Raw genomic sequence first — 24,096 nt, 5'->3', positions numbered from 1 at the left:
TCAATTCCCGACGCCATGGTGCAGGCGGACATGCTTGAAGTTGAAGTACTCCAGCAACCCTTCGCGACCGTGTTCGTAACCCACGCCACTCTGTTTGCGCCCACCGTAGGGGGCATTCATGATCCCGGCATCGACGTTATTGATGGCAACGTTGCCATAGTCCAGTTGCGCCGACAGGGTATGGATGTCGGTCAGGTCCCGGGCATAGACATAGGAGGCAAGGCCGTAAGGCGTGTCGTTGGCCAGTTGAATAGCTTCGGCGAGATCGTCGAAGGCGGCGACCCCCACCAGCGGACCGAAGGTTTCCTCGGTCATCACCAGCATCCGGTGCGTGCAATCGGCGATCACCGTCGGCCGGAAGAAATGCCCATGGGCAAATTCGGCGCCTTGTGGTGCCTGGCCGCCAGCGACCAGTCGAGCGCCCTTGGCCAGGGCATCCTCGAGGTGCGCACGGGTCTTGGCCAGCGGCTCAGCGGAAGCCATGGCGCCCAGGTCGGCAGCAGGCTCTTCCAGGCCGTTGCGCACCGTCAGCGCATCAGCGGCCGCGCCCAGCTTGCTGACGAACGCCTCATACAGGGAACGATGGACATAGATGCGATTGATGGCAATGCAGATCTGTCCGCAGTTACGGAAACTGCGCCGTGTCGCGCCCTTCACCGCCGCTTCCACATCGGCGCTGGCGGTCACCACCATGGGGCAATTACCACCCAGTTCGAGGGACAGGCGCTTGACCTGCGGGCAACTGCGCTGGATATGCAGACCCACTGCGCTGGACCCGGTAAAGGCCACCTTGCTCACCTGCGGGTGTTCGACCAGGGCCTGCCCGACCTGCGAGCCCTTGCCGGTCAATACATTCACCACACCGGCCGGAATACCGGCCTCGGCGCATTTGCCGGCGATCATCAGGGCGGTGTACGGCGTCAGTTCGGCGGGCTTGATCACGATAGTGCAGCCCGCAGCCAGGCTGGCGCACAGCTTCCAGCCCACCAGCTCGGCCGGGTAGTTCCATGGGGTGATCGCCGCGACGACGCCGATCGGCTCGCGTACCACCAGGCTCTGGAAGCCGGGCTGATCGTTGGGCACGATCTCGCCATGCACGCGGCTCGCTTCTTCAGCATAAAAGTGGCAGGCCTCGGCAAGCTTGAGCACCTCGCCCTTGGCTTCATTGACCGGCTTGCCCTGTTCCAGGGTCATGATCCGCGCCATGTTCAGTGCATCGGCGGCGATCAGGTCGCCCAGGCGGTGCAAGGCACTGGCTCGGGTCTTCGGTAACTCGCGGGACCAGGAAGCAAAGGCGCGATGGGCGCCAGACACCGCCGCTTCAATCTCTTGTGCAGTCGCGGCGGCGATATGACCGATCAGTTCCCCGGTCGCCGGATTCTCCACCGGCAAGCGAGCCCCTGCGCCCTTGTGCCACTCACCATTGATAAACAAGGCGCCTTCCAGGGCGGCAATCGACTCGTAGAGAGAATTATTGTTATGCATGGGACTTCTCCGTCGCCTTTCTCTGCGGTGGAACCACTGACTTGATTCAAAAATATAGTATTGCTAGCTTTTTGCAATAGCCCTTTCGAAAATCACCTGGACAAGTGACGCACCGCCATCGCTGGAGAATGCCTGAAACACTTAATATTCGCCTTATTATTCAGAATATTAGCTATAAAAAAGGGAAAAAACCGAGAAAATGCCGATTTCTTTCATGCAAGACTGCTTGACCGTGCTCAAAATCGAAACGTAGCATTACTAGATATCAACAATAAGGAAACCGCTCATGCTGCCCACCTCACTCAAACACGCCAAACTGGTCGGTCGGGTCTGGCTACCAGGCAAAGGTCCTTCGGTAGTCATCCTGCGGGACAACCTGCTGGTCGACATTACCGAGTCGGTCGTGTCGATGGCCGACTTCCTCGACAACAACCCGGCAGAACGTTTCGACTCATTGGCCGGCGAAGCGGTTGGCGATCTGGCCGACCTGATCCTCGACCCCTCCGAGATGGGCTATCACTCCGACCGCCCCTGCCTGCTGGCGCCCTGTGACTTCCAGGCACTCAAGGCCTGTGGCGTGACGTTTGCCCGCAGCATGGTCGAGCGCGTGATCGACGAACGCACCGCTGGCGATCCGGCCCGCGCCGATGAGCTGCGGGCACGGATCGGCTCGCTGATCGGCGACAGCCTTTCCAACGTCCAGGCCGGTTCGCCCAAGGCCGCCGAGATCAAGGCTGCGCTGATCGCCGAAGGCCTCTGGTCGCAGTACCTGGAAGTCGGCATCGGTCCGGACGCCGAAGTCTTCACCAAATCCCAGCCCATGGCGGCGGTCGGTTATGGCGCCCAGGTCGGTATCAACCGGATCTCGGAATGGAACAACCCCGAGCCCGAAGTCGTGCTGGCGGTGGACAGCCAGGGCAATATCCGTGGCGCCACCCTCGGCAACGACGTCAACCTGCGCGATGTCGAAGGGCGTTCGGCCCTGCTGCTGGGCAAGGCCAAGGACAACAATGCCTCCTGCTCGATCGGTCCGTTCATCCGTCTCTTCGACGAACACTTCACCCTCGACGATATCGAGAACGCCACCCTGACCCTGTCCGTCAGCGGCCTGGACGGTTTTGAAATGTCGGGAGGCTCGAACATGGCCGAGATCAGCCGCAAGCCGGCCAACCTGGTGGCGCAGACCCGCAACACCTCGCACCAGTACCCCGATGGTTTCATGCTGTTTCTCGGCACCATGTTCGCGCCGACCCAGGATCGTGAACAAAAGGGTTCGGGTTTCACCCACAAGGCCGGTGACCTGGTGGAAATCTCGACGCCGCTGTTGGGCACCCTGCGTAATACCGTCGTCTACTCCGACGAAGCCGCGCCCTGGACCTACGGCACCCGCGCACTGATGCGCAACCTGGCAAAGCGGGGGCTGCTATGAGCCGCACAACGATGAAACTGGTGGTCACCGACCAGGCCTTCGGCAACACCCGCCATGAAAAAGCCGCGGCGGAGGCTGCCGGCGCCGGGTTCTTCGAGCATCAGTGCCGCACCGAAGAAGAAACCCTGGAAGCGGTACGGGATGCGCATGCCGTACTGAACAACTTTGCGCCGATGACCCGCCGTGTGATGCAGGCGATGGCGCCGGGCGCGGTGATCGTGCGCTACGGCGTCGGTGTCGACAACGTCGACCTCGCCGCGGCCAGGGAAGTGGGAGTGCGCGTGTGCAACGTGCCGGACTACGGCATCGAAGAAGTGGCCGATCATGCTGCCGCCATGACCCTGGCCCTGGCGCGCAAACTCGACCACTACGGCACGGGCATCCGGGAGGGCGAATGGAAGATCGCGCAAATGGTCGATGGCGTGCGCTCATTGCGCGACACCACGGTCGGCCTGATCGGCCTCGGGCGGATTGCCCGTGCCTACGCGACCCGCATGGCGGTGTTCGGTTGCCGCATCATTGGCTTCGATCCCTATGTCACCCACCAGCAGGCCCGTGCCGCCGGGATCGAGCCGATGTCCCGCGAAGAGGTCATCAGCATGGCCAACGTGCTGTCGCTGCATGTGCCACTGACGCCCGAAACCCGCCATGTCATCGATGCCGCAGCCATCGCGCGCATGCCTCGTGGGACGATCCTGATCAACTGCTCCCGGGGTGGCCTGATCGACGAAACAGCCCTGAGCGCGGCGCTGGTCGGCGGCCACCTCTCCGGTGCCGGACTGGATGTCTTCGAGCAGGAGCCCCTGCCCACCGGTTCGCCACTGCGTACCGCGCCCCATGTGCTGATGTCGCCCCACGCGGCGTTCTTCTCGGACGCCTCGGTAGACACCCTGCAGCGCCTGGCCAGCGAAGAAGCGTTGCGCGGCCTGCGCGGCGAAGCGTTGCGTTGTGCGCTGACCTGAGAGCAGACCTGGAGGGACGGACGATGAACTACCGTGAAAAACAATCGCTGACCGGCAAGCTCGCACTGGTGACCGGCGCGGGCCAAGGCATCGGCGCGGCGATCGCCGAGGCGCTGGCCGCAACGGGTGCCGAGGTGATCTGCACCGATATCCTGCGCGAACGCGCCGAGGCCACCGCGCAGGCACTCAACGCCAAGGGCTACCAGGCCCGGGCCGAGGCCCTCGACGTGACCGACAGCACGGCGGTCAATGCCCTGGCCGCCGCGCTGCCGGCGCTGGACATCCTCGTCTGCAATGCCGGCATCGTGACCAATACCCCGGCAGAAGACATGAGCGACGCCGAATGGGACAAGGTCATCGGCGTCAACCTGGGCGGCGTGTTCCGCACATGCCGCGGCTTCGGCCGGCGGATGCTCGAGGCCGGGCGCGGCTCGATCATCAATATCGGCTCGATGTCCGGGCAGATCGTCAATGTTCCGCAGCCCCAGTGTCACTACAACGCCTCCAAGGCGGGGGTGCACCATCTGACCCGGTCCCTGGCGGTGGAATGGGCCGCACGCGGTGTCCGGGTCAATGCCGTTGCGCCCACCTATATAGAGACGCCCCTGCTGCAAGGGCTGGAAAGCCAGCCCGGGCTGATCGAGAGGTGGCTCGAAATGACGCCCGCCGGGCGCATGGGCCAGCCCCACGAAATAGCATCCCTGGTGCAGTTCCTGGCATCGGATGCGGCCAGCCTGCTGACGGGCTCCATCATCACGGCCGATGCCGGCTATACATGCATATGAGGTGTCACCATGGCACAGGCTCTTGTTCTCGAAAGTCCGCGTCAACTCGCCCTGCGCGAGATCGAACTGCCCGCCGTGCTGGGCACCAGGGATGTGCGCATACGCATGGATGTGGTCGGTATCTGTGGCAGCGACATTCACTACTATCGCCATGGCCGTATCGGCCCCTTTGTGGTCGATGCACCGATGGTCCTGGGTCATGAGGCCGCCGGCACGGTGCTGGAGTGTGGCGCGGAGGTGGTCGACCTGAGTCCGGGCGATCGGGTCTGCATCGAGCCCGGCATCCCGGATTTTTCCAGCCGCCCCAGCCGTATCGGCCAGTACAACCTCGATCCGTCGCTGACCTTCTGGGCAACGCCGCCAATCCATGGCTGCCTGACCTCGGAGGTGATACACCCGGCGACGCTGGTCTATCGCTTGCCCGCCACCATCAGCCAGGCCGAAGGGGCCATGGTCGAGCCCCTGGCCGTGGGTATGCAGGCTGCCACCAAGGCCGGCGTGCAACCGGGCGACGTGGCGCTGGTGCTGGGCGCCGGGACCATCGGCATTCTCACCGCACTCTGTGCATTGGCCGCCGGCTGTGCCCGTGTGCTGATCTTCGACCCGGCCGCCGAAAAGCTGCAGAACGTCGCACACTACCCGGGAATCGAGGCACTGACCGGCCCCGACCTGAACGGCCAGGTGGCCGCATTGACGCAAAAGCGCGGTGTCGACCTGGTCTTCGAGTGCTCCGGCGCCGCCGCGGCCTTTGTCGATCTGGCAAGTCACCTGCGTCCCGGCGGCACCGTGATCTGTGTCGGCATGCCGGCATCCACGGTGGCCCTGGATATCGTCGCGCTGATGGTCAAGGAAATCCGCCTGGTGACGGTGTTCCGTTACGCCAACGTCTATGAACGCGCGATCGCCCTGCTGGCGAGCGGCAAGATCGACGTGAAGCCGCTGATCACCGCCAGCTACCCGTTCGACCGCTCGATCGAAGCCTTCGAGCGCGCCGACCAGGCGCTGCCACGGGACGTCAAGTTGCAGATCACCCTCCCCGCATGAGCGGCATCTGAGCCCTGCTATCGGGCCGCGCCTGCGTCGGGGCGGCCCGAGACAGACAGGACGATGCCAGGATCACTTCAAGCGGTTCGACAGAAACTGCTGCAGCCGCGTGCTTTGTGGCGCATCCAGCAGGCTTGCGTCGCCCTGTTCTTCCACCCGGCCCTGGTGAAGAAACAGCACCTGGCTGGAGACCTGGCGGGCGAAGGCCATTTCATGAGTGACCATCACCATCGTCCGGCCCTCTTCGGCCAGCGCCTGTATCACCTTCAGCACCTCACCGACCAACTCCGGATCAAGTGCCGAGGTGGGCTCGTCAAACAGGATGATCTCGGGCTCCATGGCCAGCGCCCTGGCAATGGCGACACGCTGTTGCTGGCCACCGGAGAGAAACCCCGGGTATTGTTCTGCTACCCGCGGAGCCAGGCCGACCTTGTCCAGGTAGCGGTAGGCACGTTCCAGGGCCTGCTGGCGGGTCAGACCCAGGACCTTTTGCGGTGCCGTGCAGATATTGTCCAGGACCGTCATGTGGCCCCACAGGTTGAAATGCTGGAACACCATCGCCAGTCGAGTGCGCAAGCTCTGCAACTGGCGCGCATCAGGCATCTGGTAGTCGCCCCTGGCGTTGCGCATTTCGATGCGCTTGCCATCGAGTGCGATCACTCCGGCGTCGGGCTGTTCCAGGAAATTGATGCAGCGCAGCAAGGTGCTCTTGCCGGAACCGCTGGCGCCGATAAGACTGATGACGTCGCCGCTGCGTGCCTGTAGCGAAATGCCCTTGAGCACCTCATGGTCGCCGTAGCGCTTGTGCAATTGCTCGATCTGCAACTTGATCGCGCCAGCAGTGGCCGGGCCGCGTGGTGCCTGGTGATCAGCGACAGGCGCCAGGGTCGTATCGAAGGTGAAAGACTGACGGTGCAATGGTCCCACGGAGGTATCCCTCTTTTTTGTCATTGATCCAGGGGCGGTTGCCAGACCCGGGATCTGTTGGGGGTTATCGGAGGGTTGAGGCGCTGAGCTTCTGCCGGGAGACGGCATCGCGGGCGAGCAAGGCGAACAGGTCCTTCGGGTTTTCCAACCGCGGTACCAACTGGATATCCGAGCCGATCTGCAATGTCCTGGCGATATCCAGCACGTAGCGCAAGGCCGAGTAGTCCTCCAGCGCAAAGCCGACGGAATCGAACAGCGTGACCTGTCCGTCGCTCTCGCGGCCAGGCACCTGGCCGTTGATCACCTGCCACAAATGGATGACTGGAGAGTCGGCCGGCATCTGCTGGATTTCGCCTTCGATCCGGCTCTGCGGTTCGTACTCGACCACCACCCGCGCCCGCTCGACGATATCGCGATGCAATTCGGTCTTCCCCGGGCAATCGCCCCCCACGGCATTGAGGTGCATGCCCGGCTCGATCATGTCCGGCGTCAGGATCGTCGCGTAGCTCTTGTCGGCAGTGACCGTAGTGACGATATCGCTGTCACGCACGGCCTCGGCCACGGAGCCGGCGATCCGCAGGCTGATCCCCGGCCAGGCACGCAGGTTGGCCGCCAGCTTGGTCGTGGCGGCAAGGTCGAGGTCGTACAGACTGATCTGATCGATGCCCAGCAGATGATGAAAGGCCAGGGCCTGGAACTCGCTCTGCGAGCCATTGCCGATCAATGCCATGCGGCGGCTGCCGGAGCGGGCCATGTAGCGTGCGGCGAGCGCCGAGGTGGCGGCGGTACGGATCGCGGTGATCAGGGTCATCTCACTGAGCAACACCGGCATGCCGCTGTCGACCTCGCTCAGGGCGCCGAAAGCCATCACCGTGAGCATTCCGTCCAAGGTGTTTTTCGGATGGCCATTGACGTACTTGAAGGCGTACAGGGTCGCATCGGAAATGGGCATCAACTCGATAACGCCTTCCGGCGAATGGTTGGCCAGACGTGCGCATTTTTCGAAATCGGCCCAGCGCAGATAGTCTTCACGGATGTAGTCGGCCATCTCGGCCAGGCAGGGCAGCAGCCCTTTGACCCTGACCAGTTCGGCCAGGTCGCTTACATCGATATAACGAGTCATGGGAGTACCTTCTTATCTTGTTGTATCAGGGCCGGACATCTGGCCCGGCAGGCGCTCAGATAGCCGCGGTGACGATGATTTCCAGGAGCAGATCGGGATCGTCGAACGCTACCTGGCAGGTCGCGCGAGCGGGTCGGCCGGCGTCGCCCAGCCAGTTGCACCAGGCTTCATTCATCACCTCGAAGTGCAGGTCCATCCTGGCCATCCAGATCTGCACGGACAGCAAGCGCCCGCGATCGCTACCGGCCTGGGCCAGCAGTTCATCGATACGCGCCAGTACCTGGCGTGTCTGGCCGCCGGCATCCTGGCTGCAGTCCGCGGGAGCCACCCCGGCCAACCAGACGACACCGTTGTGAATCACTGCACGACTGAGTCGGGCGTTACTGTCCAGACGAACAATTGAAGTCATGTTTCAAGCTTCCTGAAGGTCAATCCTGACTGGCGAGTTCGGCCAGCGTGATGGGTTTGAGCGGTGGACGAATGCGGTAGTAGCCGACCTGCGCCGGCGTGACTCGGCGGGCATCGGCCAGAATCTGGGTCACAGCCAGGCCACACTGGCGCCCCTGGCAGGGTCCCATGCCACAACGACCGAATGCCTTGGCCTGGTTGGGGCCCAGGCAGCCGAGCGCCGCGTATTCGCGGATCGCGCCAGCGGTCACTTCTTCACAACGGCAGACAAGGGTCTCGTCGGCCGGCAGGCACAGCGAAGGTTGTGGGCGATACAGGCGTTCCAGGAACGGCCGCACACTGCGGTACCTGTCCAGCAGCCGGCGCCACGGCCGGGCCTGCTGTCGTGCCGCTTGCGCAGAGAGTCGCTGCAACGACAAGGCAATGCCCAGGGCAACCACACGGCCCTGTACCGCCGCCGCCTCGGCGCCATCGATTCCCGCCGCGTCACCGGCGATAAAACATCCGGGAATGCTGAGCTGGCCCCACTCATCCTGCTCGGCGACCCAGCACATCTGGCTGTCATCCCAGCGATGCGCAGCCGCCATCGACAGGCTGGGCTGGGTATTGGGCACCACGCCCTGATGCAGGAGAACCAGCTCGCAATCGATACGATGGGAACGTCCTCCGGCCTTGAACGTCAATGCTTCGGCCTGCTCCCCCCCTCAACCCGCAGGTCGCTCGCACCGCGATGCCAGGCGATACCGGCGCGTTTCAGGCTGTGCATCAGAGCGATGCCCTTGCGCAACTGGCGCCAGCCCTTGAGCGCCGCGGGCAGCCAGCGCAACGCGGCAAGCAGGTCGCGCCGGGTACAGGTATCCACCAGCGCGGTCACCCGCACCCCCGCCTGCAGGTACTGGACGGCCAGCAGATAGAGCAGCGGTCCGCTGCCGGCCAGGACCACGGGGCCACTCGGCACCTGCCCCGAGCTTTTCAGCAGGATCTGCCCTGCCCCGGCGGTCATCACCCCCGGCAGCGTCCAGCCGGGAATCGGCATCGGCCGCTCATAGGCCCCGCCACACAGCAGGATGCACCGGGCCCGCACTACATGCGCCCGGCCAGCGACCTGGTAGTGCACCTCGCGCTCGGCGCTGATCAGCCAGACCGAGGCATTCGCCACGTAGTCGATCCCGCTGGCGAGGAACGCGGCGACGGCTGCACCGCCCGCCGCATAGTCGGCGCCCAACAGTTTTTTCCGCGCCGCAGGCACGCGACTGATCTCGCGGTAGATCTGCCCACCGGGACTGCGCTGCTCATCCAGCACCCGCACTTCGATACCCAAGGCCTGCAATTGCAAGGCGGCGGCCATGCCGGCAGGTCCCGCACCGAGGACCAGGACGTCAATTTGATCAGGCATCGGTATCACCCTCGATATGCACGGGACAATGGCTATGAACCTTGAGACCGGGTTGAGTCCGCACCTGGCACGACTGCCGAGAGATACCGTCGATCAGCACCAGGCAATCGAAGCACACCCCCATCATGCAGTACGCCGTGCGCGGTGCGCCGCTGACCGGGGTCTGGCGGCTCTGGCGAATCCCGGCGTCGAGCAAGGCCGCCGCCAGGGTGGTGTCGGCCGGGACTTCGAGGCGCCGGCCATCGAATTCGATGGTGACCCGCGGACCAACCGGGTCGATGCTGCGAAACAGGGCCTTAGCGCTCATACCCGGCCTCCCTGGCAATCTGCTGGAAACGTTGATCGCTGAAAGCATCCAGGTCCTCCGGTGGCGCCGCCCCGGCGATCCAGGGCGCCAGTTGAAAGGCATGGGCTGCCGCCAGCGTGACCCCACTGTGGCATGTCACCGCAAACACCCCGGGGCATTCGCGGGACTGCCGGTAGATAGGAAAACCATCCTCGCTCAGCACCCGCAGGGCACCCCAGGCACGCACCAGTTGCACCCCCGCCAGATGCGGAAAACAGCGCACCGCCCGCTGCGCCACGGACGCCACGACACCGGCACTGATACGGTCGTCGAGTCCGGCAGCCTCATGGGAATCACCCAGTTGCACGCTGCCCTCCGCGGTCTGGCGGACATAGTTGGTGGGATGCTGCAGAAACGGCGCGAGACGCTCGGTCACCAGAATCTGCCCACGATTGGGTGTGACCTTGACGTTCAGCCCCACCTGGGCGGCGAGTACCTGGTTACCCAGGCCGGCCGCCAGTACCACGCGCTCGCCAAACCAGAGCCCACCCGTCCCGGTGACGCGATAGCCCTCGCCGTGGCGCTCGATGCGCCGGACATCGCAGCCGGTCTGCAGCACCACGCCGCGACGCTGGACCGCCATGGTCAGCGCCCGCAGTAACAGCAACGGATTGACATGACCGTCCGCCGGGCAGTAGCAGGCCCCGACAACATCGGGCCCTACGCCCGGCAGGCGGCGGCGTAACGCCGCCGGTGCCAGCACATCAAAGCGGTAGTCGTCCGCAAGTGCCTCACGCAACCAATGCAGGCGCCGGGACTCTTCGGCAAGTTCCGCCTCATCCAGGCACAGCAGAAAACCGCCGGGCTGACGCAGCTGCACATTGATGCCGGTCTCGGCGAGCAGGTCCTGCGCCAGGCGCGGCCAGGCCGCCGCGGAGCCGAGGGTCCAGCGCGCATACGCCGGCATCCCGTACCCCTTGCCCTGCACCCAGACCAACCCGAAATTGCCCCGGGCCGCCCGCCACGCCACATCGCCCTGGTCCAGCAACCTGACCGACTGCCCCTCGCGGGCCAGCCCATAGGCGACGGCGAGGCCTACCAGGCCCCCGCCGACGACGATCGTTTCACCACTCATTTCATCCCGCTCCACAACAATCCGAACATAACGCAAGGCACCTTATTTGAGCGGCGTGACATCAAGCTTGAGCCACTTCTCCGAGAGTCGCCGGACCGTCCCGTCGGCCACCGCCGCAGTGATTGCCTGATCGAACCGGGCCTTGAGTGCGTCATCGTTCTTGCGCAGCCCTACGCCGATACCGGGCCCGAACACGCCCCCGGCAAAGATCGGCCCGGCCATTTTCGAGCCGTGCATATCCGCCGCCTCGGTGGCCAGTTTGAGCACCACGGCATTGGCCAGCACGGCATCGATGCGGCCACTGAGCAGATCGAGGTTATGGGCATCCACCGTCTTGTACTCGCGGACCTCGACCAGGTCCGCCAGGTATTTCTCGGCAAAGGCCGAAGCGGTGGTCGAGCCCTGAACACCCAGGACCCTGCCCTTGAGCAACGGCCTCATCTGTTCGACCAGTGCCTTGGCACCGGCCTCATCCTGATCCAGGTCGACGCTGCGACCGGCGCCCGGCAAGCCGGTCAGGGTCCCCTGGTCCATGACCAGGAAACCGTTGAGTGGCGCGGCATACGGCCGACTGAAGCCGATCACCTGCTGGCGCTTTTCGGTAATGCTCATACCCGCCATGATGGCGTCGAACTTGCCGGCATTGAGGGAGGGAATCAGGCCGTCCCAGTCCTGCGCGACCACCTCGCACCGGGCCTTCATGCGGTCGCACAATTCGCGGGCCAGGTCGATCTCGAAACCATCGAGTTGGCCGCCCGGCCTGGTGAAATTCCACGGTGCATAGGCGCCTTCGGTGGCGATCTTCAGAACTGGGGCTTCAGTCGCGTAACTCGCCGACACCCACAAGCCGCTGCACAACAGGGACCCCAACAACACTTCTTTCAGAGACATGGCGCACTTCCTCGAAAATGACAGGACGGTTGAGCTCACAAAATCAGTGACCGCGCCGCATGCCTCGCCTCAGGCGAAGCTCAAGCAGCATGACCACCCGGGTGACCAGGAAATTGAAAGCCAGGTACAACGCTCCGGCGCAGATGAACACCTCCACCGGCCGGTAGGATTCGGAGACCAGGCGCGCGGCAATGCCCGTGACCTCCATCAGCGTGACGATCGAAGCCAGCGATGTGGACTTCACCATCAGGATGATTTCATTGCCGTACGCCGGCAGCATTTGTCGCCAGGCCAGCGGCAGCACGACGTATCGCCATATCTGTGGCGAAGAGAAGCCCATCGACACGGCGGCTTCCTTCTGCCCGCCCGGCACCGACAGCACACCACCACGCAGGATCTCGCTGGTATAGGCGGCGGTATTCAGCGAGAGGGCCAGCAGCACGCACCAATAGGCTTCGCGCAGCCAGACCCAGGCAAAACTCTCGCGCAGCCAGGCGAATTGACCCAGGCCGTAGTAGATGATGAACAACTGCACCAGCAACGGTGTGCCACGAAAGACGTCGACGAAGACCCGTGCGGGGTAATCCAGCCAAGGCCGCTTCGACAGGCGCATCGCGCACAACACCCAGGCCAGGACAAAGCCGATCAGACAGGAAAACAGCGTCAGCCTGAGCGTCAGCGGAACGCCTTGCAGCAAGCGTCGCAGGCAGTCGAGAAGAAAACCGAAGTCCATCATGCTCTCCCCATGGGCAATGCCAGGCGTCGTTCAAGCCGGCCGATCAGGTGGCTGCTGGACAGGCTGATCAGGAAGTACAAGGCGCCCGCGGTGGCGTAGAAGTAGAAGGGCTGATGGGTCGCTCCCGCGCCGATCTGCGACTGGCGCATGAGCTCGACCAGCCCCACCACGCTGATCAGTGCCGACTCCTTGAGCACCAGCAGCCAGATATTGCCCAGTCCGGGCAGCGCGAAACGCAGTGCCTGGGGCGCGACCACCAGCACCAGCAGCTTGAAACCACCCAACCCGAGGGACCTGCCCGCCTCGATGGTGCCGGGCGGCACGCTACCGAAGGCCCCGCGCAATACCTCGATCTGATAGGCACCGCAGACCACCGAAATCGCCAGGAAGCCGACCAGAAAGGCCGGCAAACCCAGGAACCCACTGACCCCCAGGTACTGCGCCATCTGGGTCAGGACCATGCTGCTGCCGAAATAGAACAGATAGATCACCAACAGATCCGGCACGCCGCGCAGCACCGTGGTGTAGGCATCGGCCAGGATATGCAGCAGCCTGTAGCGTGACAGTTTCGCCCAGCAGCCCAGGCAGCCGATCACGCCACCGAACAGAAACCCGCACAACGCAATCGTGCAGGTCGAGGCCGTGGCGAGCAGCATGTCTGCTGCCCAGCCCTGGTCGCCAAAACCCATTACTTGCCAGAAATTCACGAACGGACCCCGCAGGCGCCAAGCGCTCATCAGTGTTGGTCAAGACCGTTGCGGTCTCGCCCCGGGGCCGTCATCGACTGACTGCCCAGGATTTATTTTCAAAACCAATTTCGCACGGCGCCTTCATAATTCATAATCACTTATTAACTATTCGAAATGTGCAAATGTTATGGAGAATCCATGCGCCTGAACCTGCGCCAGGTCGAAGCGTTTCATGCGGTGATGCGCACCGGCAGCATGACCGGGGCCGCCAATCTGATGGCCGTGACCCAGCCGGCGGTCACCCGACTGATTCGCGACTTCGAAGATGTGGTGGGGTTTCCCCTGTTCGAGAGACGCGGTAACCAGTTACTGCCCACGCCACAAGCGATCGCCCTGATTCCCGAGGTCGAGCGCTCATTTATCGGCCTCGATCGCATCGCCCGCCTCGCCGCCGGCATCCGCGAAAATACCGCGGGGTCCTTGCGCATCGCCGCCATGCCGGCGGTGGCCAATACCTTGCTGCCACGCTTTCTCGCACACTTCCTGGCACAACGGCCGGACCTGCAGGTCAGCCTGCAAGGCATCCCGTCGCATCAGGTGGCGGAGATGGTCGCGGCCGGCCAGGTCGATATCGGTTACGCCGAAGGGCCGTTGAACCGCCATGGCCTGGATATCCAGGCGGTCGCCATGGAGGCCGTGGTCATCCTGCCCGCCGGCCATCCGCTGGCAGAGCATGCGGTTCTGACGCCCGCGCATCTGGCCCACCAGCGCTTTATCGGATTGCGGCCCGGCTCGTTGTTCGCCGCCGGCGTGCAACTGGCGCTGTCAGAGGTTCCACGGGTCAGCCAGGTCGAAGCCAGCCTGACCTACACCGCCTGTGCACTGGTGGCCCAGGGTCTGGGCATCAGCATCGTCGACCCGCCAACGGCCCGGGACTTTCTGGCCCAAGGCCTGCTGATACGGCCCCTCAGCGTGCCAATCGATACCGGCTTCCTGGTGATTCGCTCGAGCGAGTCGCATAACCAGGGACTGGTCGAGGTGTTCTCGACGCAGTTTCTCGAGTATTTCGCGCAGGATGCATTGAGATAATCACTCTCACGCAGGACATTGCCCGGGCGATTTCCCGGTAGGCGGCGAGCTCGCTGAACAACGAGCCACCCCCGGATGCCACCAGGCGCTTGAGTGCGGCCAGGGAGTTGCTGAGCAACGCCGGACGCACCTCGATCCCTTCGGCGAACTCCAGCATCTTCAGCGCCCGACCGATGCCGAATGTGCTGGGCGTCAATACCAGCCAATACCAGCGGAGTCGCGCGATCACCGAGGGCGAGGTATTGCTGATACCGACAGGCCGGAGCACCATGACTGGCAACAAACACAGACCCACGAGGAACCCACATGCTTTTACACCTGTCGACCTGGGCCGAGATCGGACAATTTCTCCAACGCAGCCGGACCATCGTGGTTCCCATTGGGTCCAACGAGCAGCATGGACCGACCGGCCTGCTGGGCACCGACTGGATGTGCCCGCAGATCATTGCCCATGAGGCGCAGAAAAACGCCGATATCCTCATCGCACCGACCTTCAATATCGGTATGGCCCAACACCATCTCGGCTTCGCCGGAACCATTTCCCTGCGGCCTTCGACCTTTATCGCCGCCATCGGCGACTGGACACGCTCGCTGGCCGGCCATGGCTTCGAGAAAATCCTTTTCCTCAATGGCCACGGCGGCAATATCGCCTCGATTGAAGCGGCGTTCTCGGAGCTTTACGCCGAAGCCAGTTTCGCCCGGCGCCCGGCAGGATTCGCCCTGAAGCTGTGCAACTGGTGGGATCTGGAGGGAGTCGGTGAACTGGCCCGCCAACAGTTTCCGACCGGGCATGGCTCCCATGCCACGCCATCGGAGATTGCGATCACGCAATGGGCCTATCCGGAAGCCATCAAGTCCGCCGAGTATTCACCGCAGATCGCACCCTCGGGCCCCATCCGCGAAGCCCTCGACTTCCGTGCCCGTCACCCGGACGGCCGCATGGGTTCGGACCCGGCCCTGGCGACACCGGAAAAAGGTCGCGAACTGGTGATGCTGGCGGCACAGAGCCTGGTGCGCGAACTCGATGCCTTCAGCCGGGAACCGATGCCCGGTTGAATCGGCGCCCGAGACACGAGCGCACTCCCGCGGCGGACCGTCCAAAGCCCGCCCCGGGAAGGACATGCCGTCCGGGCGCTCAGCAGGTCCAGGCACTGTCGCTGTCGACCGCCAGGGCGTAGCGCTCGATAGCCTGGGCACACAGGCTGCGATCGAGATGCCCTTCATCGGCCAGTGCCGACAAGGCAGCCAGGACGATGTGATGACGGTCCACCTCGAAAAAGTCGCGCAACGCCGCCCGGGTATCGCTGCGCCCGAAGCCGTCGGTCCCCAGCACGCAGTAGCGCGACTCGACGTATGAGCCGATCAGCTGCGGCAAGGCGCGAACATAGTCCGACACCGCAATCACCGGCGCGCCCTTGGGCAGGCAGTCGGCCAGATGGCTTTGCCTGGCGTGCTCCAGCGGGTGCAAACGGTTCCAGCGTTCGACCTCACGGGCCTCACGGGCCAGTTCGCTGAAACTGGTGACGCTCCAGACTTCACTGTCGATCTGCCAGTCGCTGGCCAACAGTTCGGCCGCCGCCTGGGCTTCGCGCAGGATCGTGCCCGAGCCCAACAGCCGCACCTGGCCTTTCGGCGTTGGTTCCCCCGGCTCGCTCAAACGGTACATGCCACGGATGATGGATGACTCTACCCCCTCAGGCAGCGAGGGTTGCGCGTAGTTTTCATTCATCAGGGTGACGTAGTAGAACTCGTCGACCTCATGTTCCATCATCTGGCGCATACCGTGATCGAGGATGACCGCGAACTCGCTGGCAAAGGCCGGATCGTAGGCGCGACAATTCGGGATGGTGGAGGCGATCAGGTGGCTGGAGCCGTCCTGGTGCTGCAGCCCCTCGCCACCCAGGGTGGTGCGCCCCGCGGTCGCGCCCAGCAGGAAACCCCGCGCCCGCTGGTCGGCAGCAGCCCAGATCAGGTCACCGACACGCTGGAAACCGAACATCGAGTAGTAGATGTAGAACGGCAGCATGCGCAAGCCGTGGACCGAATAGCTGGTGGCCGCCGCCACCCAGGAACTGATGGCGCTGGCCTCGCTGATCCCTTCTTCGAGTATCTGGCCGTCGGTGGCTTCGCGATAGCTGAGAATCGAACCGATGTCCTCCGGCTCGTAGCGCTGCCCGACGCTGGAGTAGATGCCGATCTGTCGGAACAGGTTGGCCATGCCGAAGGTACGGGCCTCGTCGGCGACGATGGGAACGATCCTCGGCCCCAGTTGCCTGTCCTTGAGCAGGTTGCCGAGCATCCGCACAAAGGCCATGGTGGTGGACATCTCCTTGCCCTCGGCCCGGGTGGAGAACCCCGCATACCCGTCGATGGTCGGGACAGTCACCGGCGCGGCTTCGCGGTTGCGCGACGGCACGCTGCCGCCGAGCAGTTCGCGGCGATGGCGCAGATAACGCATTTCCGCACTGTCTTCAGCCGGTTTGTAGAAGCTCAGGGTTTCCACCTGTTCATCCGACAGCGGCAGGCGGAAACGGTCGCGAAAGGCCAGCAGCGCTTCCCGATCGAGTTTCTTCTGCTGGTGCGTGGTCATCTTGCCCTGCCCGGCCTCCCCCATGCCGAAACCTTTCTTGGTCTGGGCCAGGATCACCGTCGGCCGGCCTTCGTGCAGGCTCGCCGCCCGGTAGGCGGCATGGATCTTGAGCATGTCATGGCCGCCGCGCTTGAGGCGGTCGATCTGCTCATCGCTCATGCCTCGAACCAGCCGGGCCAGGGCTTCGTCCTGTCCAAAGAAGTGTTCGCGGTTATAGGCACCGTCCTTGGCGGCAAAGGTCTGGAACTGGCCATCGACGGTTTGCGACAGCGTACGCACCAGCAGGCCGTCATCGTCCCGCGCCAGCAGCGCGTCCCAGTCCGAGCCCCAGACCAGCTTGATCACGTTCCAGCCAGCTCCCTGGAACAACGCCTCCAGTTCATCGATGATCCGCCCGTTGCCGCGCACCGGACCGTCCAGGCGCTGCAGGTTGCAGTTGACCACCCAGGTCAGGTTGTCCAGCCCTTCCCGGGCCGCCAGGGTCAGGGCCGACATGCTTTCCGGCTCATCCATTTCGCCATCGCCGAAGACGCCCCACACATGGCGGTCGGTGGTGTCCTGCAGGCCGCGATGGTGCAGGTAGCGCATGAACCGCGCCTGGAAAATCGAGCTGATGGGACCGATGCCCATCGAGCCGGTGGGGAACTGCCAGAAGTCCGGCATCAGCCAGGGATGCGGGTAACTGGACAAGCCCTGGACGCCGGCCTTGCGCGCGCTGATCTCCTGGCGATAGTGCTCCAGTTCGCGTTCGCCCAGGCGCCCTTCGAGAAAGGCGCGGGCATAGATGCCCGGTGCCGAGTGCGGCTGGTAGAACACCAGGTCGCCGTCGAAGCGATCGCCACGGGCCCGGAAGAAATGGTTGAAGCCGACCTCGAACAGGTCCGCCGCACTGGCATAACTGGCGATATGCCCGCCCAGTTCGCCATAGGCGCGATTGGCGCGGACCACCATGGCCAGGGCATTCCAGCGGGTAATCGATGCCAGGCGTTCCTCGGTGGCGAGGTCGCCGGGAAAGCGCGGTTGCTGCTCGACCGCGATGCTGTTCACGTAGGGACTGTTGGAGGGCGGCTGCCAGGCGACTGCCGGGGTCCGCGCGATCTCGGCCAGCATGTCGAGCACCTGCCTGGTTCTCTGCGGGCCGCTGTTGGCCAACAGCGACTGCAAGGCGTCACGCCACTCCTGCAGTTCATCGCTGTCTGCCGTGGCTTGTGCAATGGAATCGATAGAGTCAAAACGGTTCATTGGCGCCTCCTCTTTTTCTTATTAGTCTATGCCGGGCCAGGCAATTTTTTTGACCGTTATGAAGCAAAAACTGCATGCTTTGCGGCATAAAAGTCCGCCAACAATAAAACTGGAAGCAGAATGAACTTCGATAATATCGACTTGAAGATCCTCCGGGAGCTGCAAAGGGACAGCAGCCTGTCCAACGTGGAATTGGCCAGGCGCGTGCATCTCTCGCCCTCGCCCTGCCTGACTCGCGTCAAGGCCCTGGAGGCCTCCGGCTGCATCCGCGAATACGTGGCCCTGCTGGCGCCCGAGCACCTGGGCCTGCGTTTGAACGTGTTTATCTCCATCAGCCTGAAACAGCAGGGACGCGAGGCGCTGCAGAATTTCGAACGGCAGATCTGCGAATGCGACGAAGTGATGGAGTGCTACCTGATGACGGGCGACGCCGATTATCTGATCCGCGTGGTCATGGCGGACATGCAGGCGCTGGAGCATTTCATCATCGAACGGCTGTCGCCGATGCCGGAAGTCGAAAAAATCCGCTCCAGCCTGTCGTTGAAACAGGTGCGCTACAAGACAGCCCTGCCGTTGAGCAAGGAGCACTGAGCCGCTTCGCCCCAGCCGCCTCGTTTGCGGAACGGGGCGAGGGTCTTCCCGTGCCGGCAGGAAACTCCCGGGCACAAATCAGTTTTCCTGCTGTGACCATGGCCCGTTTTGCAGAGGATCCAGGCTTCTGCCACTCGGATCTTGCCCATGAATCTCTCACCTTCCCTGCCGCAGGTTGGCGCCGTCGCCCTGCTGGCTCTTGCTCCAGCCTGCTTCGCCAGCACCTGGGTCATCACCGACTCGGCCCATCCCGTTGAAGTACCGGCGGACGTCCGCCTGATCCATCTCGATCGCCTCGATCACCTGGAGGTGATGCTTTCCAAGGGCCTTCCCGCCGACCCTGAAGAGGCACAGGCGGTATTCCAGGAAAACATGACCGCCGAATCCAGCGCGGACATCAGTCGTGCCCACCAGGACATCGTGGACGCCTGGAGCCTGGGGATCACCCGGATCCCGGCCGTTGTCGTCGATCACCGCTATGTCGTCTATGGCGATCCGAATCTGGAGCGGGCACTGGCGAAGATCGAACGGTTCCGGAGGGGCAAGCCATGAGTCATCGTTTACCGCGATGGGTTGCCAGGTCATGGCTTCCGGCATGGCTGGCGCTGTCCTATTGCGCCATGAGCCCGGCCCTGGACACTGCGGCCATCGTTCCCAGCGTCGCGTCGTCGAGCTGCCTGGAATACCAGGTCGTGGGGGTGTGCTACTGGTTGCGTTGCACCACCTTCGGCTGCGAGGTCAAAACTTCTTCGAAGGTTCGCCATTACGTACCGGATGCCGTGGTCTCCAGCTACTCTTCGACAGGACGCAATCCCTGGGTCGAAGTCCGGGCCCTGAGCGCGGCCACCCCGGGGGCACAGGGTGGCGGCAGCGGCACCAGCGGCGCCCCGCACGAAAACAATCTCTCGGTGTTCAAGAACGTCGACGTGATCGGCCATCCCGGAATCGCTGCGTTCAATGCCTTTGCCAGCGGCTCGGGCTACACCTGCGAAGGTGCCGGCACGCCCTATGTGCCCAATCTGCTCAGCACCCTGGACACGCTCGGCTGGCGCCACGGCATTCCGGAAAGCGTCTTCCCGCAGTCACTGATCCCGGGACTGCGGGAAATCGGCAGCCGGCTCGCGTCGAACCTGTGGGGCAGTGTCTACCCGCGCAGCGGCTTTGTGCACCAGCCCGACGACTACAAGGCTTCCGCCGTGACGGCCCAGCGCGCGGGCGACATCGTGACCCGCGCCGGACAGGCGCATGTCTATCGGCCACTTCTGGCGCCGGCCAGTCCGGGCTACTGGCCTGCCGGGGAGCTGCGCGAGTCCGATGCGCAGACCGGCAAATGGCAGGCGTTGACGCCCACCGCCAGTACCGCCTGTTCGGTCTTCCCCGAACCGGGGCCCCACCTCCAGGCCATCGATGGCGGCTACGCCTGGTCGCTGTGGCGCCCCTACACCTGCTGCAAGCGAGAAGGACAGACCTTTCTCGGCAGCACCGGCCCTCACTGATTGTCTTTCATCACGGAGCACTGCCATGACTCGCATATCCCTTTTTCCACGCCCTTGCCCCAGCCCCTGGCCGGTCCTGATCGTCGCCCTGGCCAGCCTGCCCCTCCTCGCCGCCCCGCCCGGTTTCGGCGGTGCCGGCAGTGTCATCGGTGACGACGTGTTGTACCGCATCGGCGGCGGCAATGCGGTGAACATGGGACGTGCCGGCAGCATGCAAAGCATCGGCGTCGGCGTGGGCTGGAACAACAATCTCATGTGTGGAAACATGGACCTGTCCACGACTCTGCATAACCAGCTCAACGGCATCACCGACGGTTTCCAGAGCATCATGGGCAGCCTCATCCAGAACGCCACCGGTGCCGTCGCCTCGCTGCCGGCACTGATCATCCAGCGAGCGGACCCGGGCCTGTACAACCTGCTCACCAACGGCATCCTGCAGGCCCGGCTGGACTTCGACCGGTCCAAGGCCAGTTGCCGTGCCATCGCCGAACGCATGGTCAACGTCGCCGGCAACCAGAGCAGCTGGGGCGCCCTCGCCGAAGGCCAGGCGCTCAAGGAGGCCATTGTCCAGAACCAGGACGCCGTGGCCGTGACCGCCCAGGCCGAATCGGACAAGGGCAACACCGGCGTTCCCTGGGTGGGTGGCGACAAGGCCGGCGGCAAGCAGCAGCCACCGATCCAGGTGATCGGGGAGGTGACCCGGGCCGGCTACAATCTGCTCAATGGCCGCAGCGCCACGGATACCGCGAGCATCGCGCCCGCCGCCTGCAACAGCGGCCTGCTGTGCGATACCTGGCAGTCCCCGGATGAGGCGGCGGCGTTTGCCAACCGCGTTCTCGGGGAAGTCCAGCAGCAGACCTGCGAAGGCTGCACCCCGAGCACGGCCACCGCCGGGGTCGGCCTCACCCCGCTGATCCAGGAAGAGTACGAGAGCAAGCTGCAGGCGCTGCAAGCGCTGATTGCCGGCAGCAAGCCGACCAGCCTGGAGAATCTGGCCGAGGCCGGCAGCCATTCGATGCCCATCACTCGCGGCATTATCACTGCCTTGCGCGACGAACCCGATCAGGAACTGCTGGCGCAACGCCTGGCTTCGGAAATCGCCGTCACCAGCGTGCTGGAAAAGGCCCTGCTGCTGCAACGCGCCCTGCTGGCCGGCAACAAGGAACCCAATGTCGCCGCCAACGAGATCGCCACGCAGACCATCGACGGCGAACGCGACGCCTTGCAGCAGGAAATCACCAACCTGCGGACCGAGCTTGAACTGCGGCGTTCGCTCACCAGCAACTCCCCCGCCGCCATCATTGCCCGTCATCAGGAACGCAAGGACAACTCGCGCACCATCTACGAAGGCGACCCGGACACCAACCGCCTCGAATCGATGGAAAAAAACCTCAACGGCAGCGGCCACGGCAGTCCACGCCCCTGATCAGGCGCGCCCTCGCCGCCATCTTGCCGCGGGGCGCTTCCATCAACCGGCCGTCACACCAGCCCTTGTTCGATCCAGCTCTGGACAAGGCTCCAGACCATGGTCAGGTTCAACTCCGGCTCACATTCGGTCATCCCCATGGCGACGAGCAGCACCGCTCGCGGATCCCCCGGGTCCGTCGCCTGTTCCTTGGTCAGGCGCACCCAGTGTTCCCAGAGACAGAGCTCCTCCTCGGCACCGACCTGGGGCCAGCGGCCCTTGCGATGGGGGATGCCCAACATCGTGCGGCGGATGGCGACTTCCTTGGCCGACAGGCCGAAAAGCTCGAGGATCATCGGAGAACTGGCACCCAGGGTGATCGCGCGGCTGATCAGATCCTCCTCCTCGCTGTCCTTGACGTGGCTCAGCAGCCGGTGGACGACCGGACCATTCACCACCACCTTGAACCAGGGCACCGGCGAGTTCACCAGGGCCCCCATGCAATGGGGATCGATCAGGGTCTGCAGGTCTTTCTCTTCAAGGCCCATGGCCAGGCAATTGCGCAACTGGCCGTTCTTGATGTTGTTCATGATCTGAAAGGCGACTGCCAGATTCAAGGCGTGCACATAAACCTCCACTACTCCATGTGTCAGATAACGGCCCCGTTCTCGGGCCGGTCATTGTCAGTTTCAGCAATCCTTCGGCTCGGCGGCATCCCGGCAATAGTCCCCACTCTCGACACTCAGTATCTCGACACCCGCCCAGCCCTCCATGCGACAGGCCAGCTCATAGACAAAGCGCCGGTTCCTCGACTGCTCCGTGCTGAGCTTGAGTTGGACGGTGCAGACGTCTTCGCCAGTGGTATCAGGACTCAAATCCATTTGTTGTTCTCCCTGTGATCGCTATCGCATCAGGCGCGATAGACGCTGATGGCTGAGCGGCCGAAGTGAACTTTCCTCGGCTGGCCTGCGAAATCATTCCACAGGTTCACAGCCACATCCGTCTCCACAACCGCCCAGGTTTGTGATGTCCTAATTATGTAGTTTTCCGACATGGAACTTTCTGTCAGACAAAGCGCTTGATTGGAGGGAAAAGGCAGGCATCGCTTGTGAGGCGTGCTTTCACCTTCGTCGATCCGGCAAAAGGATCGCACCGGGCCGGCGTTGCTTTCTGTTCGCAAGCGTTCCTCTACGGGCCGGATAACCGTCCTGAAGTGATGCGCAGGGTCTGATCCGCCCGGTCGAACAGTCGATAGGCCGTGCCCTGCTCCGACTCGACGAACAGGCTCGTCATGGGCCCGAGGAACTGCGTGAATTCAGCGTCGGTACAGGTGGGCAGGAAGATCGACAGCACCCGCGGATCGTAGAAGCGAAACAGCAGGCGCCTGCCGTCTTCCGTCCGTACCCGCAGAAACTTCTTGAAGTGCAGGCGGACCCGCGACATCGCCAGCGAGGCCGGGGCTACGATGAAGATTCCCCAGGCATTGCCCCAGCCCCTTTCCAGCAGTTCCAGGGTGGCCGGCGACCCACGTGTCAGTTGCACAAGGTAAGGCGCAGCGGCCCGCAGGCGCGGAGTCAACTGCCCGGAGTACAGGCACCAGAATCTCAGCGAGCCGTAGCGCACCGCTCTGGATATTCCCGGATCGCGCGCGCCATCGAGCAGCCAGTACACCTGACGATCGGCACCCACCTGAGAATCGAGCCATAACAGTGCGGTCAGTTGCTCGAGTTCGCCGGCGTTCATCCCTGCCCCTGCTCCAGGCGTTGCAACCGCGCGCGCTCGCATTCCTCACAGAACGGCGTCGCACTTCTGGCCGCCTCCTCCAGCATCGCCGCCTCGACATCCTGTGCGGCGTCGACACTCTCCCGCGATACCGACACCACCGTCGCCAGTTCGATCTGGGTCCTGGGGACGGGGGCAGGTCCTGTCGGGCGCGGTGCCGGTGGCCTGGCGGCAGCCCCGACGGCGGATCCCGGCTGCCGGACCGGCGCCGTCGGTTGCCGGGCAAGCAGATACGCACACAAGGTGCCGGACTGCAGCCTGCGCGATAGCTGCCGCAGGACTTCTTCGTCGGCCAGGAAGTGGGTCACGGGCAACTGGCCCGAGAGCAAGGTGCGCACGCGATGGATCTCGCCAGGGCCCTGGAAATAGCGCCGGACAAAACTTTCCACCTGCCATGTCTCGCGCAGGTCTATTTTCGTCGCCGGCGCGTCACCGCCGTCGGCCCCATTCCTTGACCCGGATCGAGCAGTGCCCGTCTCGGTTCGATCGCGGATTTCGATCCGGTCCAACCCGCTGAAAAAACATAACTGCATCGGCCGAGGGTCCCCCAGGGAAGAAACAATGCGCGGACATCGGCTGCCGCCTTGCAGGGGCCGTCAACGCAC

At 63.8% G+C, this 24,096-nt stretch carries 26 protein-coding genes; 10 read left to right on the top strand and 16 right to left on the bottom strand.

Going from position 1 to position 24,096, the window contains the following annotated elements; all coding sequences use genetic code 11:
• Positions 1-1,485 (bottom strand): NAD-dependent succinate-semialdehyde dehydrogenase, encoded by a 1,485-nt coding sequence (locus tag KI243_RS14200; protein ID WP_177119238.1) that lies wholly within the window; start codon positions 1,483-1,485, stop codon positions 1-3.
• A 286-nt stretch (positions 1,486-1,771) separates the two neighbouring features.
• Here KI243_RS14200 and KI243_RS14195 point away from each other — a divergent pair, with 286 nt between their 5' ends.
• The 4 genes from KI243_RS14195 to KI243_RS14180 are packed head-to-tail and all read left to right on the top strand — an operon-like array spanning position 1,772 to position 5,705.
• Positions 1,772-2,914 (top strand): fumarylacetoacetate hydrolase family protein, encoded by a 1,143-nt coding sequence (locus tag KI243_RS14195; RefSeq protein WP_177082121.1) that lies wholly within the window; start codon positions 1,772-1,774, stop codon positions 2,912-2,914.
• Positions 2,911-3,876 (top strand): C-terminal binding protein, encoded by a 966-nt coding sequence (locus KI243_RS14190; RefSeq protein WP_085983789.1) that lies wholly within the window; start codon positions 2,911-2,913, stop codon positions 3,874-3,876. The genes KI243_RS14195 and KI243_RS14190 overlap by 4 nt, the downstream gene beginning before the upstream one ends.
• Before the next feature lie 23 nt (positions 3,877-3,899).
• Positions 3,900-4,661: an SDR family NAD(P)-dependent oxidoreductase gene (locus tag KI243_RS14185; protein ID WP_017127531.1), complete on the top strand. Its 762-nt coding sequence runs from the start codon at positions 3,900-3,902 to the stop codon at positions 4,659-4,661.
• Positions 4,662-4,670: 9 nt separating this feature from the next.
• Positions 4,671-5,705, top strand: coding sequence for an NAD(P)-dependent alcohol dehydrogenase (locus tag KI243_RS14180; RefSeq protein WP_177109068.1), 1,035 nt, complete (start codon positions 4,671-4,673; stop codon positions 5,703-5,705).
• 72 nt (positions 5,706-5,777) lie between these two features.
• Here KI243_RS14180 and KI243_RS14175 read toward each other — a convergent pair whose 3' ends face one another.
• The 10 genes from KI243_RS14175 to KI243_RS14135 form a co-directional block, all read right to left on the bottom strand.
• On the bottom strand, positions 5,778-6,590 hold the full coding sequence (locus tag KI243_RS14175) for an ATP-binding cassette domain-containing protein (RefSeq protein WP_280529444.1): 813 nt from the start codon (positions 6,588-6,590) through the stop codon (positions 5,778-5,780).
• A 106-nt stretch (positions 6,591-6,696) separates the two neighbouring features.
• Positions 6,697-7,755, bottom strand: a complete 1,059-nt coding sequence (locus KI243_RS14170) for an ornithine cyclodeaminase (protein WP_212811030.1) — start codon at positions 7,753-7,755, stop codon at positions 6,697-6,699.
• Positions 7,756-7,810: 55 nt separating this feature from the next.
• Positions 7,811-8,164 carry a RidA family protein gene (locus KI243_RS14165; RefSeq protein ID WP_177130893.1) on the bottom strand — a complete coding sequence of 118 codons (354 nt, stop codon included), beginning with the start codon at positions 8,162-8,164 and terminating at the stop codon, positions 7,811-7,813.
• Between the two features lie 19 nt (positions 8,165-8,183).
• Positions 8,184-8,846 (bottom strand): NAD(P)/FAD-dependent oxidoreductase, encoded by a 663-nt coding sequence (locus tag KI243_RS32875; protein WP_244861860.1) that lies wholly within the window; start codon positions 8,844-8,846, stop codon positions 8,184-8,186.
• Positions 8,843-9,559, bottom strand: coding sequence for an FAD-dependent oxidoreductase (locus tag KI243_RS32870; RefSeq protein ID WP_244861859.1), 717 nt, complete (start codon positions 9,557-9,559; stop codon positions 8,843-8,845). Before KI243_RS32870 ends, KI243_RS32875 begins: the two co-directional genes overlap by 4 nt.
• Positions 9,552-9,866 (bottom strand): (2Fe-2S)-binding protein, encoded by a 315-nt coding sequence (locus KI243_RS14155; RefSeq protein ID WP_212811029.1) that lies wholly within the window; start codon positions 9,864-9,866, stop codon positions 9,552-9,554. Before KI243_RS14155 ends, KI243_RS32870 begins: the two co-directional genes overlap by 8 nt.
• A complete protein-coding gene (locus tag KI243_RS14150; protein WP_212811028.1) occupies positions 9,856-10,980 on the bottom strand; it encodes an FAD-dependent oxidoreductase in 1,125 nt (374 codons plus the stop codon). The genes KI243_RS14155 and KI243_RS14150 overlap by 11 nt, the downstream gene beginning before the upstream one ends.
• 42 nt (positions 10,981-11,022) lie before the next feature.
• On the bottom strand, positions 11,023-11,871 hold the full coding sequence (locus KI243_RS14145) for a transporter substrate-binding domain-containing protein (protein WP_177130885.1): 849 nt from the start codon (positions 11,869-11,871) through the stop codon (positions 11,023-11,025).
• Between the two features lie 43 nt (positions 11,872-11,914).
• Positions 11,915-12,607: an ABC transporter permease gene (locus KI243_RS14140; RefSeq protein ID WP_212811027.1), complete on the bottom strand. Its 693-nt coding sequence runs from the start codon at positions 12,605-12,607 to the stop codon at positions 11,915-11,917.
• A complete protein-coding gene (locus KI243_RS14135) occupies positions 12,604-13,314 on the bottom strand; it encodes an ABC transporter permease subunit (protein ID WP_212811026.1) in 711 nt (236 codons plus the stop codon). The genes KI243_RS14140 and KI243_RS14135 overlap by 4 nt, the downstream gene beginning before the upstream one ends.
• Positions 13,315-13,494: 180 nt before the next feature.
• On the opposite strand from KI243_RS14135, the gene KI243_RS14130 reads away from it, so the two are divergent.
• Positions 13,495-14,385, top strand: a complete 891-nt coding sequence (locus KI243_RS14130) for a LysR substrate-binding domain-containing protein (RefSeq protein WP_212811025.1) — start codon at positions 13,495-13,497, stop codon at positions 14,383-14,385.
• A gap of 306 nt (positions 14,386-14,691) precedes the next feature.
• Entirely contained in the window at positions 14,692-15,441 is a 750-nt protein-coding gene (locus KI243_RS14125; protein WP_017127534.1) for a creatininase family protein, read from the top strand.
• A gap of 79 nt (positions 15,442-15,520) precedes the next feature.
• Here KI243_RS14125 and mdeB read toward each other — a convergent pair whose 3' ends face one another.
• Positions 15,521-18,217, bottom strand: coding sequence for an alpha-ketoglutarate dehydrogenase (gene mdeB, locus KI243_RS14120; RefSeq protein ID WP_212811024.1), 2,697 nt, complete (start codon positions 18,215-18,217; stop codon positions 15,521-15,523).
• 120 nt (positions 18,218-18,337) lie between these two features.
• On the opposite strand from mdeB, the gene KI243_RS14115 reads away from it, so the two are divergent.
• The 4 genes from KI243_RS14115 (at position 18,338) to KI243_RS14100 (ending at position 21,730) form a co-directional block, all read left to right on the top strand.
• A complete protein-coding gene (locus KI243_RS14115; protein WP_017127536.1) occupies positions 18,338-18,808 on the top strand; it encodes an Lrp/AsnC family transcriptional regulator in 471 nt (156 codons plus the stop codon).
• 147 nt (positions 18,809-18,955) lie between these two features.
• Complete coding sequence (locus KI243_RS14110) at positions 18,956-19,360, top strand: TIGR03757 family integrating conjugative element protein (protein ID WP_103033049.1); 405 nt, start codon at positions 18,956-18,958, stop codon at positions 19,358-19,360.
• A complete protein-coding gene (locus tag KI243_RS14105) occupies positions 19,357-20,304 on the top strand; it encodes a TIGR03756 family integrating conjugative element protein (protein WP_212811023.1) in 948 nt (315 codons plus the stop codon). Before KI243_RS14110 ends, KI243_RS14105 begins: the two co-directional genes overlap by 4 nt.
• A gap of 25 nt (positions 20,305-20,329) precedes the next feature.
• Complete coding sequence (locus KI243_RS14100) at positions 20,330-21,730, top strand: integrating conjugative element protein (protein ID WP_178991722.1); 1,401 nt, start codon at positions 20,330-20,332, stop codon at positions 21,728-21,730.
• Positions 21,731-21,783: 53 nt separating this feature from the next.
• On the opposite strand, the gene KI243_RS14095 is transcribed toward KI243_RS14100, so the two are convergent.
• From KI243_RS14095 to KI243_RS14080, 4 genes are all read right to left on the bottom strand, one after another.
• Positions 21,784-22,335 carry an STY4526/YPO1902 family pathogenicity island replication protein gene (locus KI243_RS14095; protein ID WP_052328584.1) on the bottom strand — a complete coding sequence of 184 codons (552 nt, stop codon included), beginning with the start codon at positions 22,333-22,335 and terminating at the stop codon, positions 21,784-21,786.
• A 63-nt stretch (positions 22,336-22,398) separates the two neighbouring features.
• Complete coding sequence (locus KI243_RS14090) at positions 22,399-22,590, bottom strand: hypothetical protein (protein ID WP_212811022.1); 192 nt, start codon at positions 22,588-22,590, stop codon at positions 22,399-22,401.
• 307 nt (positions 22,591-22,897) lie between these two features.
• Positions 22,898-23,452 carry a DUF4123 domain-containing protein gene (locus KI243_RS14085; protein ID WP_212811021.1) on the bottom strand — a complete coding sequence of 185 codons (555 nt, stop codon included), beginning with the start codon at positions 23,450-23,452 and terminating at the stop codon, positions 22,898-22,900.
• Complete coding sequence (locus KI243_RS14080) at positions 23,449-23,880, bottom strand: hypothetical protein (RefSeq protein WP_212811020.1); 432 nt, start codon at positions 23,878-23,880, stop codon at positions 23,449-23,451. The genes KI243_RS14085 and KI243_RS14080 overlap by 4 nt, the downstream gene beginning before the upstream one ends.
• Between the last annotated feature and the right edge of the window lie 216 nt (positions 23,881-24,096).

The sequence above is a fragment of the Pseudomonas sp. Ost2 genome (assembly GCF_018326065.1).
Taxonomy (GTDB): Bacteria; Pseudomonadota; Gammaproteobacteria; order Pseudomonadales; family Pseudomonadaceae; genus Aquipseudomonas; species Aquipseudomonas gingeri.
This window is presented reverse-complemented; position numbering and strand designations above follow the sequence as displayed.